14 protein-coding genes are annotated in these 14,855 nt (G+C 71.5%); 3 read left to right on the forward strand and 11 right to left on the reverse strand.

The genetic code is table 11. The features are described from left to right. Positions 1-126: 126 nt before the first annotated feature. The 6 genes from CLV43_RS30950 to CLV43_RS30975 all read right to left on the reverse strand — a co-directional run bounded on the left by CLV43_RS30950 (position 127) and on the right by CLV43_RS30975 (position 5,064). Complete coding sequence (locus tag CLV43_RS30950; RefSeq protein ID WP_106191551.1) at positions 127-1,449, reverse strand: wax ester/triacylglycerol synthase family O-acyltransferase; 1,323 nt, start codon at positions 1,447-1,449, stop codon at positions 127-129. Positions 1,450-1,567: 118 nt separating this feature from the next. Next, entirely contained in the window at positions 1,568-2,467 is a 900-nt protein-coding gene (locus CLV43_RS30955; protein ID WP_106191921.1) for an anti-sigma factor RsbA family regulatory protein, read from the reverse strand. Positions 2,468-2,563: 96 nt separating this feature from the next. Beyond that, the gene (locus tag CLV43_RS30960; RefSeq protein ID WP_106191553.1) at positions 2,564-3,067 is read right to left on the reverse strand and encodes a GNAT family N-acetyltransferase; all 504 of its coding nucleotides are present in this window, start codon (positions 3,065-3,067) and stop codon (positions 2,564-2,566) included. Positions 3,068-3,108: 41 nt separating this feature from the next. Further along, entirely contained in the window at positions 3,109-3,483 is a 375-nt protein-coding gene (locus CLV43_RS30965; RefSeq protein ID WP_245887115.1) for an STAS domain-containing protein, read from the reverse strand. A gap of 1 nt (position 3,484) precedes the next feature. Further along, complete coding sequence (locus CLV43_RS30970; RefSeq protein ID WP_106191554.1) at positions 3,485-4,441, reverse strand: Ppx/GppA phosphatase family protein; 957 nt, start codon at positions 4,439-4,441, stop codon at positions 3,485-3,487. A gap of 176 nt (positions 4,442-4,617) precedes the next feature. Continuing rightward, on the reverse strand, positions 4,618-5,064 hold the full coding sequence (locus CLV43_RS30975) for an Lrp/AsnC family transcriptional regulator (protein ID WP_106191556.1): 447 nt from the start codon (positions 5,062-5,064) through the stop codon (positions 4,618-4,620). A gap of 93 nt (positions 5,065-5,157) precedes the next feature. Between CLV43_RS30975 and CLV43_RS30980 the strand changes: the two genes are divergently transcribed. Next, on the forward strand, positions 5,158-5,577 hold the full coding sequence (locus CLV43_RS30980) for a nucleoside deaminase (RefSeq protein ID WP_211304636.1): 420 nt from the start codon (positions 5,158-5,160) through the stop codon (positions 5,575-5,577). Here the strand turns inward: CLV43_RS30980 and CLV43_RS30985 are convergent. From CLV43_RS30985 to CLV43_RS30990, 3 genes are all read right to left on the reverse strand, one after another. Further along, positions 5,568-6,287: a Crp/Fnr family transcriptional regulator gene (locus tag CLV43_RS30985; RefSeq protein WP_170156089.1), complete on the reverse strand. Its 720-nt coding sequence runs from the start codon at positions 6,285-6,287 to the stop codon at positions 5,568-5,570. The two genes, CLV43_RS30980 and CLV43_RS30985, sit on opposite strands and share 10 nt — an antisense overlap. A 15-nt stretch (positions 6,288-6,302) precedes the next feature. After that, on the reverse strand, positions 6,303-6,458 hold the full coding sequence (locus CLV43_RS48010; protein ID WP_170156090.1) for a hypothetical protein: 156 nt from the start codon (positions 6,456-6,458) through the stop codon (positions 6,303-6,305). An 852-nt stretch (positions 6,459-7,310) separates the two neighbouring features. After that, a complete protein-coding gene (locus CLV43_RS30990; RefSeq protein ID WP_106191926.1) occupies positions 7,311-7,700 on the reverse strand; it encodes an ATP-binding protein in 390 nt (129 codons plus the stop codon). 154 nt (positions 7,701-7,854) lie between these two features. Between CLV43_RS30990 and CLV43_RS30995 the strand changes: the two genes are divergently transcribed. Then, the gene (locus CLV43_RS30995; protein WP_106191927.1) at positions 7,855-8,196 is read left to right on the forward strand and encodes an STAS domain-containing protein; all 342 of its coding nucleotides are present in this window, start codon (positions 7,855-7,857) and stop codon (positions 8,194-8,196) included. Between the two features lie 20 nt (positions 8,197-8,216). On the opposite strand, the gene CLV43_RS31000 is transcribed toward CLV43_RS30995, so the two are convergent. Beyond that, a complete protein-coding gene (locus CLV43_RS31000) occupies positions 8,217-9,161 on the reverse strand; it encodes an NADP-dependent oxidoreductase (protein WP_106191929.1) in 945 nt (314 codons plus the stop codon). A 128-nt stretch (positions 9,162-9,289) separates the two neighbouring features. Between CLV43_RS31000 and CLV43_RS31005 the strand changes: the two genes are divergently transcribed. Further along, positions 9,290-10,267 (forward strand): GlxA family transcriptional regulator, encoded by a 978-nt coding sequence (locus CLV43_RS31005; RefSeq protein WP_106191559.1) that lies wholly within the window; start codon positions 9,290-9,292, stop codon positions 10,265-10,267. 14 nt (positions 10,268-10,281) lie between these two features. On the opposite strand, the gene CLV43_RS31010 is transcribed toward CLV43_RS31005, so the two are convergent. Beyond that, a complete protein-coding gene (locus tag CLV43_RS31010) occupies positions 10,282-14,814 on the reverse strand; it encodes a hybrid sensor histidine kinase/response regulator (protein ID WP_245887116.1) in 4,533 nt (1,510 codons plus the stop codon). Positions 14,815-14,855 lie beyond the last annotated feature (41 nt).

The following is a 14,855-nucleotide window of genomic DNA, read 5'->3' on the forward strand; positions in this document are numbered from 1 at the left end:
GTCGGCTCCTCGTCCCACCACTCCCGCGGCGGGACCAAGAACTCCTGCGTTTCCGACTCGGTGGTCGACGTCAGCTCCATGTTGACTCCCGTGGGCTCTGGAGGTCTTCGACGGTACGGACGACTTCTATGCCCGGTCTACACGCGCTTGCGGCAGGTCGAGCGCGGCCAGCTCCCGGCGCAGCGCCGCGAGCAGCCACCGCGATCCGGAGATCCACGGCTGGTTCGTGTGCAGGCAGATGTGCACGCCGGTCCGGTAGACCGACAGCGCGACACCCACCGCGTGCCCGGCCGCCACCGGCGCCACCGGGTACATCTCCTTCAGCTCCGCCCCGTCCAGCTTCAACGGCAGCGCGGGCAGGTGGACGCTGGTGACCACGGCGTCGAACAGCAGCGGCGCGCACCGACCGGCGAACGGCGTGGCCAACCGGTGCACCGCGGCCGGGATCCGGTCCGCCAGCAGCGGCAGCGCCCCCGGCCCCCGGCCGGGCCCGGCCGCCTTGTTCCGGTCCATGTCCGCCCGGACCACGCGCAAACGTTCACGCGCGTCCGACTCGCCGACGGGCAGCTCGCACAGGAACCCCGAGATCCGGTTCCCGGACGCGCCCTTGGGGTCGCGCGCCCGCTGGCTCACCGGGATCAGCGCCCGCACGGTCGTCCCGGCGGCCGCGCTGTCGTGCGCCACCAGCCACTGCCGCAACGCCCCCGTCACCAGCGCCAGCAGCACGTCGTTCACCGTCCCGCCGTGCTGCTTGCGCACCCGCTGCACCTCGTCGAGCCCCAGCCGCGCCATGACCACCTGGCGGGGCCGCGACGACCGGGTCAGCACGGGAGAGCGGGTGATCGGCGTGCGGGCGCTGCGCAGCACCGCCGAGGCGATGGTGGCCGTGTTCGCGAACCCCTTCACCGAGTCCACGACGGACGTCGCGAGCCCGACGGGCTCCGGTTCGCAGTCCTGCGCCGCGGGCAGGTCGCGGCCGAGGTCGTCGAGCAGGCGCACGCCCAGCCCGACGGCCTTCATGCCGTCGCACAGCGCGTGGTGCAGCTTCACGACGACCGCGAAGCGCCCACCGGTCAGCCCGGTCACGACGTGCAGCTCCCACGGCGGCCTGCTCATGTCCAGCGGCTGCGCCATCAGCGCGGACACGAGCTCGGCGAACCTGTCCTCGCCGCCGTGGCCGCGGAGGTGGTGCCCCGTCACGTGGTCCTCGACGGCGAAGCACGGATCGTCCACCCAGGACGCCCCGCCCAGCGGCATCCAGGACACCCTGGTCCGCTTGCGCAGCTTGGGGATCTCCTGCGCGCGTTCGCACAGCAGCGCCACGATGCGCGCCGGGTGCACCGGCTGGTGCGGCGCGAACGTCGCCACCGCCCCCAGGTGCATCGGGTTCTTGTCGTCCTCCAAGCAGAGGAAGGCGACGTCCAGCGGGCTCAGTTGTTCGGTCGTCATGTGTCGAAGGTCCTCCGCCGACGGCGTCCGGAATGCCTCCAGACAACCAGACAAGGATGACGGCGGTGAGGCCCGCGCGTGACATGAGCGCGACAACCAGGACCGATCGGGTGATGCCTCAGGCGAGGTGCACGCGGATGGCCGTCCCGGCCGCGTCCGAGTGGATGCGCACGAGGTCGCACAGCAGGTTGACCATCACGACGCCGTACCCGCCCCTGGTGTTCGGCGGCGGCTTGAGGCGCCCCACCATGAGGTCGTCCAGCGCACCGCCGTCGCGGACCTCGCACACGACGGTCGCGCCCTCGCGCCACAGCAGCAGCTCGCCGCCGCCGGTCGCGTGCACGACGCTGTTCGTGGTCAGCTCGTTCACCGCGAGCACGAGGTCGTCGGCCTTGTCCTCGCCCAGGCCCGCCGCCAGCGCGTGGGCGGCGATGAGCCCGCGGGTCTCGGTCATGTTCGACGCGTCGAAGCGGTGCGTGCGCGCGGACGACGGCGGGTCGGGTAACGGGACGTTGAAGTCGGTCGCCGTGCGCAGCGGGTCGTCGTAGCGCTCGCTCGGCGCGCGCCTGCCGCCCTCGACCAGCACGGGGTGCGTGCGCTCGGCGTCCTTCAGCACGTCGGGGGCCAGCTCGGCGGTGTCGTACGGGCAGAGGATGGCCGCGCGCCTGCCGTCGAACGCGGTGTTGATCAGGGCCTCGTGCTGCACGCACGCCGGGTACTCGGTGGCCGAGCGGCCCGCCCAGATCGGCTCGCCGACGATCCGCACGGGGGTGGGGTGGGAGTCGGCGAACTCGGTCAGCACACCGGGGATGATCCGGCCGGGGTTGCGGCCGCCCCGCGTCATGTCGAGGAACTCCACGTCCGCGGCGCGGGAGCCGAGCTCGCCGCGGATCAGGTCGATCCCGGTCGGCGGCACGGCGACGAGGACGGGCTCACCGGCGGCCAGGCCGTCCAGCACGAAGGGGACGGTACCGGCCACGTACTGGCCGGGGTCCCGGTAGAACAGGGCTTCGTGCACGAAGTGGACCATCGCTGGAGCAGCCTCTCGGTGAGGGGTCCCGCCGGGATTGCCCGCTGTGCGCCACCTCGAAACCCGGTGGATCTGAGAGGTGCGTCATGCCGGGCCCACCTCCCGGCGCAGGCAGACCCTCGTGCTCGGGTCCAGGCCGTGCGCCGCCTCCCGTGCGACGACCTCCGCCAGCCCCGGCGTCAGCACCTCCACCGGGGCGAACCCCAGCCGCTGGTAGTACGGCGCGTTCCACGGGACGTCCCGGAACGTGGTCAGCGTGACCGCGGGCAGACCCCACTCGCGGGCCCACCCGTCCACGTGGTCGAGCAGCCGCCTGCCGATGCCGCGCCGCGCCCGGTCGGGGTGGACGCTCACCTGCTCGACGTGCGCGCACCCGTCGACCTCGTCCACGGCGACCCACGCCACCGGGTCCGGGTCGGCCGCCACCCACACCCGGCCGAGGCCGTGCAGGCGGGTCAGCACGTCGAGGGGCAGCGGGTCGTCGTCGGCGATCTCCGGCATGCCGACGGTCCGGAACACCTCGCCGGAGGCGTCCTCAAGGGCTTGCAGCAGGACGAGCTCGTCGGCTCGCGCGGTGCGGATCTCCACCGCGGCAACGTACGCGCGGACCGGCCGCGCGCGCCCCTGGATTACTTGGCCGTCCCCGCCGTCGACCGCCTGCCGAGCAGCGCGGCGGCCACGTCCTCGTGGTTGGGCAGCAGCCGGTCCAGGTCGGTCACCGCGATCACCTTGCGCACGTGCGGCGGCGTGCCCGCCAGGCGCAGCCAGCCGCCCGCGCGGTCGGCCCGCGCCCGCGTGCGCACCAGCGCGCTCAACGCCTGCGCGCCGCAGAACCGCACCCCGGACATGTCCAGCACGATCCGCGACCGGCCCTCGGCGACCAGGCGGTCCAGCTTGTGCAGCAGCTTGACCGCCGCGGCCTGGTCGATCTCGCCCTTCACCGACACCACCACGCGGCCCGAACGGTCCGTCTCGACCGCGAGCGTCATCGTCTCCCGCGGCACGTCACGCGACCCTGATCTGGTGGTCGACGCGGTCGGGGCGCTCGATCAGGCTCAACAGCAGTCCCTCCCTGGTGGACCACGGGCAGATCTCGACCACGTCGCGGCCCGCCGTCGACATCAGCGCCTCGGCGACGACCGCGCCGGCGAGCGACTGGCGGGCGCGGTGCGCGGAGATGCCGGGCAGCCGGGCGCGCTGGCGGGCCGACCGGGAGGCCAGCCGCGGGATGCAGGCGCGCAGGTCGTCGATCGTCAGCCGCCGCGGCACGGACAGGCCGTCGCGCTGCGGGCGCGCGCCCGCCAGCCGGGCGAGCTGCTCGAACACCTTGGAGCAGCCGACCGCGCGGCCGGTGACCTCCGCGGGCAGCACGTCGTCGATCCGCTTGGTCAGGTGCGAGCGCAGGTCGCGCAGCCTGCGCGGCGACGCGGCCACGTCGTCCAGCCACTCCCTGGTGAGCGTGCGCGCACCGATGGGCAGCGACCGCGCGAAGTCGGGCGTCTCCGCCTCGCCCGCCGCGATCTCCACCGTGCCGCCGCCGACGTCCATGACGACCAGAGGCCCCGCCGACCACCCGAACCACCGGCGCGCGGCCAGGAACGACAGCCGCGCCTCCTCCGGCCCGGACAGCACGCCGAGCCCGACACCCGACCGGGTCGCCACCTGCTCCATGACGTCAGCGCCGTTCGCGGCGTCGCGGATGACGGAGGTCGCGAACGGCACCAGCGTGGTCACCTCGGCCCGGTCGGCCAGCCGTCTGGCCTGGCGCACGGCGGACACCAGCTCGTCCACACCCGCCTTGGTGATCCGGCCGCGCTCGTCGAGCGCGCGGTCCATCCGCAGGCGCACCTTGTGCGAGACCTCCGGGTGCAGCAGGGAGCCCCGTGCCCGGTCCACCACGACGAGCTGAGCGCTGAAACAACCGACGTCGAGCACTCCGACCCGCTCGGGCCTACCGGACATACCTGCGCCTCCTGTGCGGTCCCGCGGACCGGGTTGGTGCCCACTCGAGCACTCGATCAAACCCACAGTGTCCCAGGTGGGGCAAACACGGCCCCCGCCGCGGCCGGCCGGTGGGCCGTGCGCGAACGGGCTTCCCACCAACGGAGCAACGCCGTTACGGCCGGTTCACGCCGTGTTCACGGCCCCTGCGGGCCGCGGTAGGGGAGCGTCTGGCCGTAGACGATGTTGGTGTTCGTGTCCCCGAAGAACGACAGCTCGTCGACGACCCGCTCCAGGTGCGCCATGGACGTCGCGGCGACTTTCAGCACGTAGCAGTCCTCCCCGGTGGTGCGCAGGCACTCCAGCACCTCCGCCCGCCTCCGCACGACCCGGTGGAACGGCTCGTGCCTGCTGCCCGCGTGCTTCAGCCGCACCACCGCCAGCACCGCGCACCCCACCCGCTCCAGGTCCACCACCGCCCGGTACCCCGTGATCACCCCCGACGCCTCCAACCGCTTGACCCGTTCGGTCGTCGCCGAGGCCCCCAGGTTCACCCGCCGCCCCAGCTCCGTCAGCGGCACCCGCCCGTCCGCCTGCAGTTCCGCCAGGATCGCCCAGTCCGTCGCGTCGAGACTCTCGGCCATCCCGCGATTTTACCGGGGAAAACCCGGCTGGATCGCTGTTTTGCCGGGGACATCGCCTTCCCGATTCGACCGGCTCTTCCTACGCTGGACCGCGTGCAGAACGACGACTTCCTCAAGCGCGCCGTGGACCTCGCCCGCACCGCCCGCTCGGCGGGCGACCCGCCGTTCGGCTCGCTGCTCGTGGCGGCCGACGGGACCGTGCTGGTCGAGGAGCGCAACACCGTCCTCACCGACGACGACATCACCGCCCACCCGGAACTCAAACTGGCCCGCTGGGCGGCCCGGTCGCTGGACGCCGCGACGGCCGCGACGACGACGATGTACACCAGCTGCGAGCCGTGCGGGATGTGCGAGGGGGCGATCGTGCGGTCGGGGCTGGGGCGGGTGGTGTTCGCGTTGTCGACGGCCCAGCTGTCGGAGCTGAAACCGGGGCCGGGGTTCGCCGGGTTCCGGTCGGAGGGGCCGGGGCTGGCGGAGGAGGCACGGGCCGTGGTGGAGGGGTACTACACCTGAGCCGGGGGACGCGCGGGAGTGTTGGGGGCCTCGGGTTTGCGCAGGAGCTTGCGCAGGTCCTGCTTGACGTAGATCTTCTTGTAGCCCGTCGACAGGACCTGCTCCTGCTTCAGCTCCGCCAGCACCGTGGCCACCGACGCCTCCGAGGCGCCGACGGCCGCGGCGAGGTCACCGTGGCTCAGACCGAGGTCCAGCTCCGTGCCCCGCAAGCTGTCCTTTCCGTAGACGAACTGCAGCCTCGCGAGGAACGCCAGCAGCCGCCTGCGCACGTTGTGGGTGGCGAACGCCAGAGCGACCTCCCGCAGGGTGAGCTGCTTCGCCATGATCGCGAGCAGGACGTCCTTGACCGGCGGGCGGTCGTCCACGAAGTTCCGGAACGTGCTCTGGTTGATCACCAGGCACTCCGTGGGGATGCTCGCGACGTGGCCGGTGTGGCTCTGCTTCCTCAGCAGCACCGCCTCCACCCCCAGCAGCTCCCCCGGCCCGCCGAGGTTGACCAGCATCGGTGTGCTCTCAGGCTGGGCCAGTCGGAACACCTTGACCGCCCCGCTGAGCACCACCCTCACCGACGGGGTCGCCTCGCCCTGGGTCGTCAGGCTCACCCCGGTCGCGAAGCGGATCCGGTGGCCCACGTCGAACAGCGCTTTCACGTCGACCGTGTGCAACTTGCGCAGGAACGAGTCGCTGAGCCAGTTGCGTTCTGAGTGCACGTCGGGCGCCACGCCTCAGCCCCGCAGTTCCGCGAGGGCGTAGACGATGACCGCCAGCTCACCGAGGACACCGCCCAGCGCGATCAGAACGCGTCCCATCGTGGTGGGCGTGGCGACCGACAGGCGCCACACCACGAACGCGATCAGGACGAAGAATGCCAGGGAAACCACTCCGGCAGTGATGATCAGGAGTGGATCGTGCGTTGCTTCCATTGTGGATGAATTCCATTCGCCGAGCCTGGTAGCACAGGCCCCTCATGGTCGGAAGGCGTTTGGATTAGGACGCCACCTTGGGGGGTTGGTAGAGCCTAGAAGTAGCAACCGTTTGTCGCCAGTGCTAACGGAGCGCAATGAATGTGCGATAGAGGACTGGTCCTCAACACGACGGGTGAGTCGTGGTGGAGTCTTGTGACTCTGTGTGCGTTCTTGTCGATCTCATGCGTGCCTTATCCGTAATATTGGGGGCTGCGATAGGCGTGTCGATCGGGAAAAATTGTGCGACAAACTCCAAAACTATGTGGTTTCGTACGCGCCCAAGGCTCAATGTTTCCCCCGTGACGGCCAGTCCTCTTCGCCGAGCCTGGTGTTGTCGCAGGTAGACGCGTGGGCGGGTCGGGGGTGGATCCCCGACCCGCTCTACGCTTCCGCCAGGTGGATTTCAAGCCTGCCCCAGTCGCCTGGAATGGGGAACGTCCAAGACGTCTCACTGGGTGACGGAAGGCCTCTGCAGTGCATCGTGATCCCGGTCACATCATGTTCTTTGCCGGGTTTGACCTGCTGTTGCCGCGAGGCGGGACGCCTTGCGCGCGCTTCCCAGGCCCAGGTGTAGTCCGCATGGGGGCGCCGGCGAGGGGTGAATGCCCCAAGGTGAACCTGGGCGAATGGCCTGTGGACAGCGAACCCAGGCCGAGTGGCCTGAGTGACGGTCGGTGCCCGAGATGGTTGACCTTGGGCGACCCGCGAGCAGGGGAAAAGCTGGGGTCAAGGCGAGCGGCTTGGGGCAACAGCTGGCCGAGCGGTCGGCTAGGAGACCGCCAGTTCGGCCCACACGGTCTTGCCGTCGGCGTCCGGGGTGACGCCCCAGCGCTTGCTGAGCGCGTTGACGATGATCATGCCGCGGCCGCGGGGGGACTCGGGGCTGACGGGTCTGAGGACGGGCAGGGCTGTGGAGCGGTCGTGCACTTCGATGAGCACGCCGTCGTCCGTGCGGTTCACCGTGAGCCGCAGCGGTCCTTCCGCGTGGTCCGCACCGTTGGACACCAGTTCGGTGACCACCAGTGCCGCGTCGTCCGCGAACTCCTCCGGGAGTCCCCAGGTCGTGATCGCCTCGTCGACCATGCGCCGCGCGCGCGAGCACGAACCGGACTCCGCCGGGAGCACGACGGCGACGGGTGTCGCTGGTTCGTTCAGCACATCCGCTCCCCGGTCGCCCTTGATCGGCCGGACCGCATCGTCGCACATCCACCGGATGGTTCGCCGCTTCGGCCACCCGGTGCTCGCGCGCGGGGGCCCGTTGCTGCACGATCTCCTGGATCGCGACACCGGTCGTGCGGAAGGACGCGGGACGATGGACTTGCAGGTGCGCAGTGAGGCCCACGGCACGTGGAAGGTGGTGGTGGTGTCCGGCGAACTGGACGCCGAGACGGTGCCCACCCTGGCCGACCACCTCGAACGCGCTGCCCCGGAACCGGTCGGGCGGGTCGTGGTCGACCTCGCCGACCTCTCGTTCATGGACTCCACCGGCCTGGCCCTGATGGTCGACTGGCACCGCAGGCTCGACGCGGGCGGCGGGCGGCTCCGGCTGGCCTCGTTGCGCCCCGCCGTGCACAAGCTGTTCCGCCTGACCGACCTCACCGCGGTCATGAGCATCCACGACTCGGTCGGCCAGGCGACCGCGGAACCCGCCTAGGGCGACCGGCTCCCGCGGCCCTACCCCTCGTCCCGCACGACGAGGACGAGCTTGCCCGTGGTCCGGCCGGTCTCGCCGTGGGCGTGCGCCTTGGCGGCCTCGGCGAGCGGGAAGGTCGCCTCGACGTGGGGGTGGAGCCCACCCCGCGCGACGAGGTCGGCGATGGCGCGCATGCCCCCGTGGTCGGCTTCGACGATCATCCCCTCCAGCCGGACCCCCAGTTGCGCCGCCTTCTCCGCGGCGGCTGCCTCGTCGCCGTCCGACACGATCGCCACCAGGACGCCGCCCCTGCGCAGCACGTCCAGCGACCGGGTGCGCACGTCGCCGCCGAGCGGGTCCAGGACCACGTCGACCTCGCCGACCACGTCCGCGAAGTCCGCGGTCCGGTAGTCGACCACCTCGTCGGCACCGAGTCCGCGCAGCAGCTCGTGCTTGCCCGCGCCGGCCGTGGCGATCACGTGCGCGCCGTGCGCCTTGGCGATCTGCACGGCCAGGTGGCCGACCCCGCCCGCGGCGGCGTGGACCAGCACCCGCTGCCCAGGCCGCAGGCCCGCGGTGTCGACCAGCGCCTGGTGGGCGGTCAGCGCGGCGAGCGGCAGCGCGGCGGCGTGCACGTGGTCGACGTTCGCGGGCTTGCGGGCGAACGACCGGGCGGTGGCCACGGCGTAGTCGGCGTACGCGCCCGCCCCCTTCGGGTAGGGCAGCATGCCGAACACCTCGTCACCGGGTTTGAACAGGGTGACGCCGAGGCCGACCTCGTCGACGACGCCCGAGACGTCCCACCCGAGGACCTGGATCGGCCGGTCCAGCCACGGGAAGCCCGCGCGGAGCTTCCAGTCGGTCGGGTTCACCCCGGCCGCGTGGACCCGGACGACGACCTCGCCGATACCGGGCGCCGGCCGCGGCAGTTCGACCTCCGCGAGCACCTCCGGGCCGCCGAAGACGTCCTGGCCGATGGCGCGCATCGGGCTCGTGCCCGCGTTCTCGTTCATGATCCCAGTCTGTCCGGGACCCACCGGTGCGGCGATGGCATGATGGTCACCTTCCGATGGGATCCTGCCAACCCGGCGGCCCCGGTCCACGGAGTCGTGCCATGGCCCACGCGCATCGCGTCGTCGTCCTCGCCCTGGACGGCGTGTACCCGTTCGAGCTCGGCATGCCGAGCCGGATCCTCGGCGCGGCCGAAGGCCTGTACGAGGTGCTGACCTGCAGCGTCGACAGCCTGCCGGTGCGGACGGCCGCCGACTTCACCATCGCCGTCGAGCACGGTCCCGAGGCGCTGGCCGGTGCGGACACCGTCGTGGTCGCGCCCTTCGCCCCGGCCGGGGCGTTCCTGCCGGACCTGCCCGACCTGCCTGCACCGATCGCGGACGCGCTCGGGCGCATCCGACCCGGCACCCGCCTGGTGTCCATCTGCACCGCGGCCTTCGTGCTCGCCGCCGCGGGGCTGCTGGACGGCCGCCCCGCCACCACGCACTGGCAGGCCGCCGACCGGTTCCGGGCCCTCTTCCCCGAGGTCGACCTGAACCCGGACGTGCTGTTCGTCGACGACGGCGACGTGCTCACCTCCGCGGGCGCCGCCTCCGGTGTCGACGTGTTCCTGCACCTGCTGCGCAAGGACCACGGCAGCGAGGTCGCCAACCGGGCAGCCCGCCGGTGCGTCGTGCCGCCGTGGCGGGAGGGCGGCCAGGCGCAGTACATCGAGGCACCGGTCCCGAAGGCGCCGCACGACGGCACGGCTGCCACCCGGCGGTGGGTGCTCGCGCACCTGCACGAGCCGCTCGCGCTGGCCGACCTCGCGGGTCACGCGCGGATGAGCCTGCGCACCTTCGCCCGCCGCTTCACCGACGAGGTCGGCATGAGCCCCGGCCGTTGGATCACCCAGCAGCGCCTCGCCCGCGCCCGCCACCTCCTGGAGTCCAGCGACCTGCCGGTCGACGAGATCGCGGGCGAGGTCGGCTTCGCCACCGGCACGTCCCTGCGGCAGCACCTCCACGCGGCGATCGGGGTGTCGCCGCTGGCCTACCGGCGGACGTTCCGGGCGAAGGTCCGCGAGGTCGAACCCGCCTGAGCGGGCCGCACGCCCTAGGACTCGCCCATCCCCAGGTAGTAGGCGATCAGCCGGAGCAGGTGGTCGGTGTCCACCGGCTTCGTCACGTAGTCGGTGGCACCGGAGGCCAGGCTCTTCTCCCGGTCCCCCTTCATCGCCTTCGCCGTGACCGCGATGACCGGCAGGTCCTCGTAGTGCTCCATGGCCCGGATCGCGGCCATGGTCGCGTTGCCGTCCAGCTCCGGCATCATGATGTCCATCAGCACCAGCGTCACGTCGTCGTACTGCTCCAGCGCCCGCACACCCGCGATCCCGTTGTCCGCGTAGATGACCTGCAACCCGTGCAGCTCCAGCACGCTGGTCAGCGCGAACACGTTGCGCAGGTCGTCGTCGACCACCAGCACCTTCTCGCCGTGGAACCGGGTGGGCGCCGCGGGCAGCGGCACCGGCGGGGCGACGAGCGCCGCGGGCGCGGTGGCCGTGGCGGTGGCACCGGCGGCCGCCGCCTGCGGCCGGACCGGCGCGGCGGGCACCGCCTCCAGCGGTTCCGGCAGCGGCGCCGGGATGTCCGCGTGCGACGCGGTCCTGGTCAGCGGCAGGTACAGCGTGAACGTGCTCCCCACGCCCGGCTCGCTGCGCACGTTCAACCGGCCGTTGAGCAGCTGCGACAGCTCGCGGCTGATCGACAGCCCCAGCCCCGTCCCGCCGTACTTGCGGCTGGTCGTCCCGTCCGCCTGCTGGAACGCCTCGAAGATCACCGACAGCTTCTCCGCCGGGATGCCGATGCCGGTGTCGCGCACGTCGAACGCGAGCATGGACGTCGTCCGCGGCCACGCCATGTCCGGCGCCTCCTGCGGCTGCGCGTGCCGGATGTGCAGGTCGATCCCGCCCTCGTGGGTGAACTTCACCGCGTTGGACAGCAGGTTGCGCAGGATCTGCTGCAACCGGTGCTCGTCGGTGTGCAGCGTGACGGGCACGTCCGGCTCCACGCTGATGTGGAACTCCAGGCCCTTCTCCGCGGTCATCGGCAGGCACAGCGCCTCGACGTAGCGGACCAGCTCGGCGACGCGCACCGGCTCGGCCTGCACCTGCATGTGCCCGGCCTCGACCTTGGTCAGGTCCAGGATGTCGTCGATCAGCTGGAGCAGGTCGCTGCCGGAGGAGTGGATCGTGCGGGCGAACTCGACCTGCTTGGGGTTGAGGTTGCCGTCCAGGTTGTCCGCGAGCAGCTTCGCCAGGATCAGCAGGCTGTTCAACGGGGTCCGCAGCTCGTGCGACATGTTCGCCATGAACTCGGACTTGTACTTCGACGCCGACGACAGCTGCTTCGCCCGGTCCTCCAGCTCCGCGGACCCGGCGCGCAGCTCCTGGGCGAGCCGCTGGGACTCGGCGAGCAGCGCGTCCGTGCGGGCGTTGGCCAGCATGGTGTTCACGTTGACGCCGATGTTCTCCTTCAGCTGCTCCAACAGGTCCAGGTGCACGTCGGTGAACTCGTTGAGGGTGGCCAGCTCGATCACGCCGAGCGTCTCGCCCTGGAACAGCACCGGCAGGATGATCAGGTTCGCGGGCGTCGACGAGCCGAGTCCGGACGCGACGGTGAGGTAGCCCGGCGGCACACCGGTGACCAGGATCGTCTTCTTCTCCAGCGCCGCCTGCCCGACCAGCGACTCGCCCGGCGCGAACCGCACCACGCGCCCGTCCGGCCTGCCGTAGCCGTAGCTGGCGGTCAGCTCGAAACCCTCCTGCTGGAACAGGAAGAACGCGCCCTGCTGCGCGGACACCAGCGGCGTCAGCTCGCTCATGATCAGCGACGCGACGGCGTGCAGGTCGCGGTGGCCCTGCATCAGCCCCGACAGCCTGGCCAGGTTCGTCTTCAGCCAGTCCTGCTCGCGGTTGGTGCGGGTCGTCTCCTTGAGGTTGCCGATCATCTGGTTGACGTTGTCCTTGAGCTCGGCCAGCTCACCGGACGCCTCCACGGTGATCTGCCGGGTCAGGTCGCCCGCGGTCACCGCCGTGGCCACCGCCGCGATCGCGCGCACCTGCGTGGTCAGGTTGCTGGCCAGCTGGTTCACGCTCTCGGTCAGCTTCTGCCAGGTGCCGGACACGCCGTCCACCTCGGCCTGGCCGCCCAGCCGCCCCTCGGTGCCGACCTCGCGCGCCACGCGGGTCACCTCGCCCGCGAACGAGGACAGCTGGTCGACCATCGTGTTGATCGTCGTCTTGAGCTCGAGGATCTCGCCGCGGGCGTCGACGTCGATCTTCTTCGACAGGTCGCCCAGCGCCACCGCGGTGGTCACCTGGGCGATGTTGCGGACCTGGTTGGTCAGGTTGCCCGCCATGAAGTTCACGTTGTCGGTGAGGTCCTTCCACGTGCCCGCCACGTTCGGCACGCGCGCCTGGCCGCCGAGGATCCCCTCGGTGCCGACCTCGCGCGCCACGCGGGTGACCTCGTCGCCGAACGCCCGCAGCGTGTCGACCATCCCGTTGATCGTCTCGGCGAGCGCCCGCACCTCGCCCTTGGCCTCGACGGTGATCTTCTTCGACAGGTCGCCGTTCGCGACGGCGGTGGCGACGGTCGCGATGTTGCGCACCTGGCCGGACAGGTTGTCCGCCATGGAGTTCACGTTGTCGGTGAGGTTCTTCCACGTGCCCGCGACGCCCGGCACCTTCGCCTGGCCGCCGAGCCGCCCGTCGGTGCCGACCTCGCGGGCGACGCGGGTGACCTCGTCGGCGAAGGAGGAGAGCTGGTCGACCATCGTGTTGATCGTGCTCTTGAGTTCGAGGATCTCGCCGCGGGCGTCCACGGTGATCTTCTGGCTCAGGTCGCCGCCCGCGACCGCCGTGGTCACCTGGGCGATGCTGCGCACCTGCGCGGTGAGGTTGTCGGCCATCGAGTTCACGTTGTCCGTCAACGCTTTCCACGTGCCCGCGACACCGGGCACCTGGGCCTGGCCGCCCAGCCGTCCCTCGGTGCCGACCTCACGGGCGACGCGGGTGACCTCGTCGGCGAAGGAGGAGAGCTGGTCGACCATCGTGTTCAGCGTGGTCTTCAGTTCGAGGATCTCGCCCTTGGCGTTGACCGTGATCTTCTGGCTCAGGTCGCCCTGCGCGACGGCGGTGGCGACCTGGGCGATGTTGCGGACCTGGCTGGTGAGGTTGCCCGCCATGAAGTTGACCGAGTCGGTGAGGTCGCGCCACGTGCCCGCGACGCCGGGAACCGTTGCCTGGCCGCCAAGTCGGCCGTCGCTGCCCACCTCGACCGCGACGCGGGTGACCTCGCCGGCGAAGGAGGAGAGCTGGTCGACCATCGTGTTCAGGGTGCTCTTGAGTTCGAGGATTTCGCCGCGTGCGTCGACGTCGATCTTCTGGCTAAGGTCGCCGCGCGCGACGGCGGTGGTGACCTGGGCGATGTTGCGGACCTGGCTGGTGAGGTTGCCCGCCATGGAGTTCACCGAGTCGGTGAGGTCGCGCCACGTGCCCGCGACGCCGGGCACCTTCGCCTGGCCGCCGAGGATGCCCTCGGTGCCGACCTCGCGCGCCACGCGGGTGACCTCGCCCGCGAAGGAGGAGAGCTGGTCGACCATCGTGTTCAGGGTGGTCTTCAGTTCGAGGATTTCGCCGCGTGCGTCGACGTCGATCTTCTGGCTAAGGTCGCCCTGCGCCACCGCCGTGGCGACCTGGGCGATGTTGCGGACCTGGCTGGTGAGGTTGCCCGCCATGAAGTTCACCGAGTCGGTCAGGTCGCGCCACGTGCCGCCGACGCCGGGCACCTGGGCCTGGCCGCCGAGCCGACCGTCGGTGCCCACCTCGACCGCGACGCGGGTGACCTCGCCCGCGAACGAGGACAGCTGGTCCACCATCGTGTTGAGGGTGTCCTTCAGCTCTAGCATCTCGCCCGCGACCGTGACGGTGATCTTCTGCGTCAGGTCGCCCTGCGCCACGGCGGTGGCGACCTGGGCGATGTCGCGGACCTGCGCGGTGAGGTTGCCGGACATGAAGTTGACCGAGTCGGTCAGGTCCTTCCAGATGCCCGCCACGCCCGGCAGCTCGGCCTGGCCGCCCAGCCGCCCGTCGGTGCCGATCTCGCGGGCCACCCTGGTGACCTCGCCCGCGAACGTGCGCAGGGTCGCCGTCATCGAGTTGAACGTCTCGGCCAGCGCCGCCAGGTCGCCGCGCGCGGACACCGTGACCTGCTGCGACAGGTCGCCGTTCGCCACGGCGGCGAGCACCCGGCTCAGCTCCGTGGTCGGCCGCATCAGGTCCTCCAGCAGGCCGTTGACCGCCTCGCCCGCCAGCGCCCAGCCGCCCTGCCCGTCGTCGGGGGCGAGCCGCACGTCCAGCCGCCCCTCCTGCCCGACGGCCTGGCGCACCCGCACCAGCTCGCCGACCAGCCACTGGTTGCGCCCGGCGATGTCGTTGAACACCTCGGCGAGCTCGGCCGCGACCCCGCTGCCCGCGGGGACCAGCCGGCGGCGGAAGTTGCCGTCGCGCATGTCGCGCATGGCGACCAGCACGCGCTCCAGGGCCGCGTCGCCCGTCACGTCGGTGTCGTTGAGCCCCGTCGTCACTACAGCCTCCGCGAGAATCGGCGATCTGCCCCAAGCCTCCC

The sequence above is a fragment of the Umezawaea tangerina genome (genome assembly GCF_003002815.1).
In the GTDB taxonomy this organism is placed as follows: Bacteria; Actinomycetota; Actinomycetes; order Mycobacteriales; family Pseudonocardiaceae; genus Umezawaea; species Umezawaea tangerina.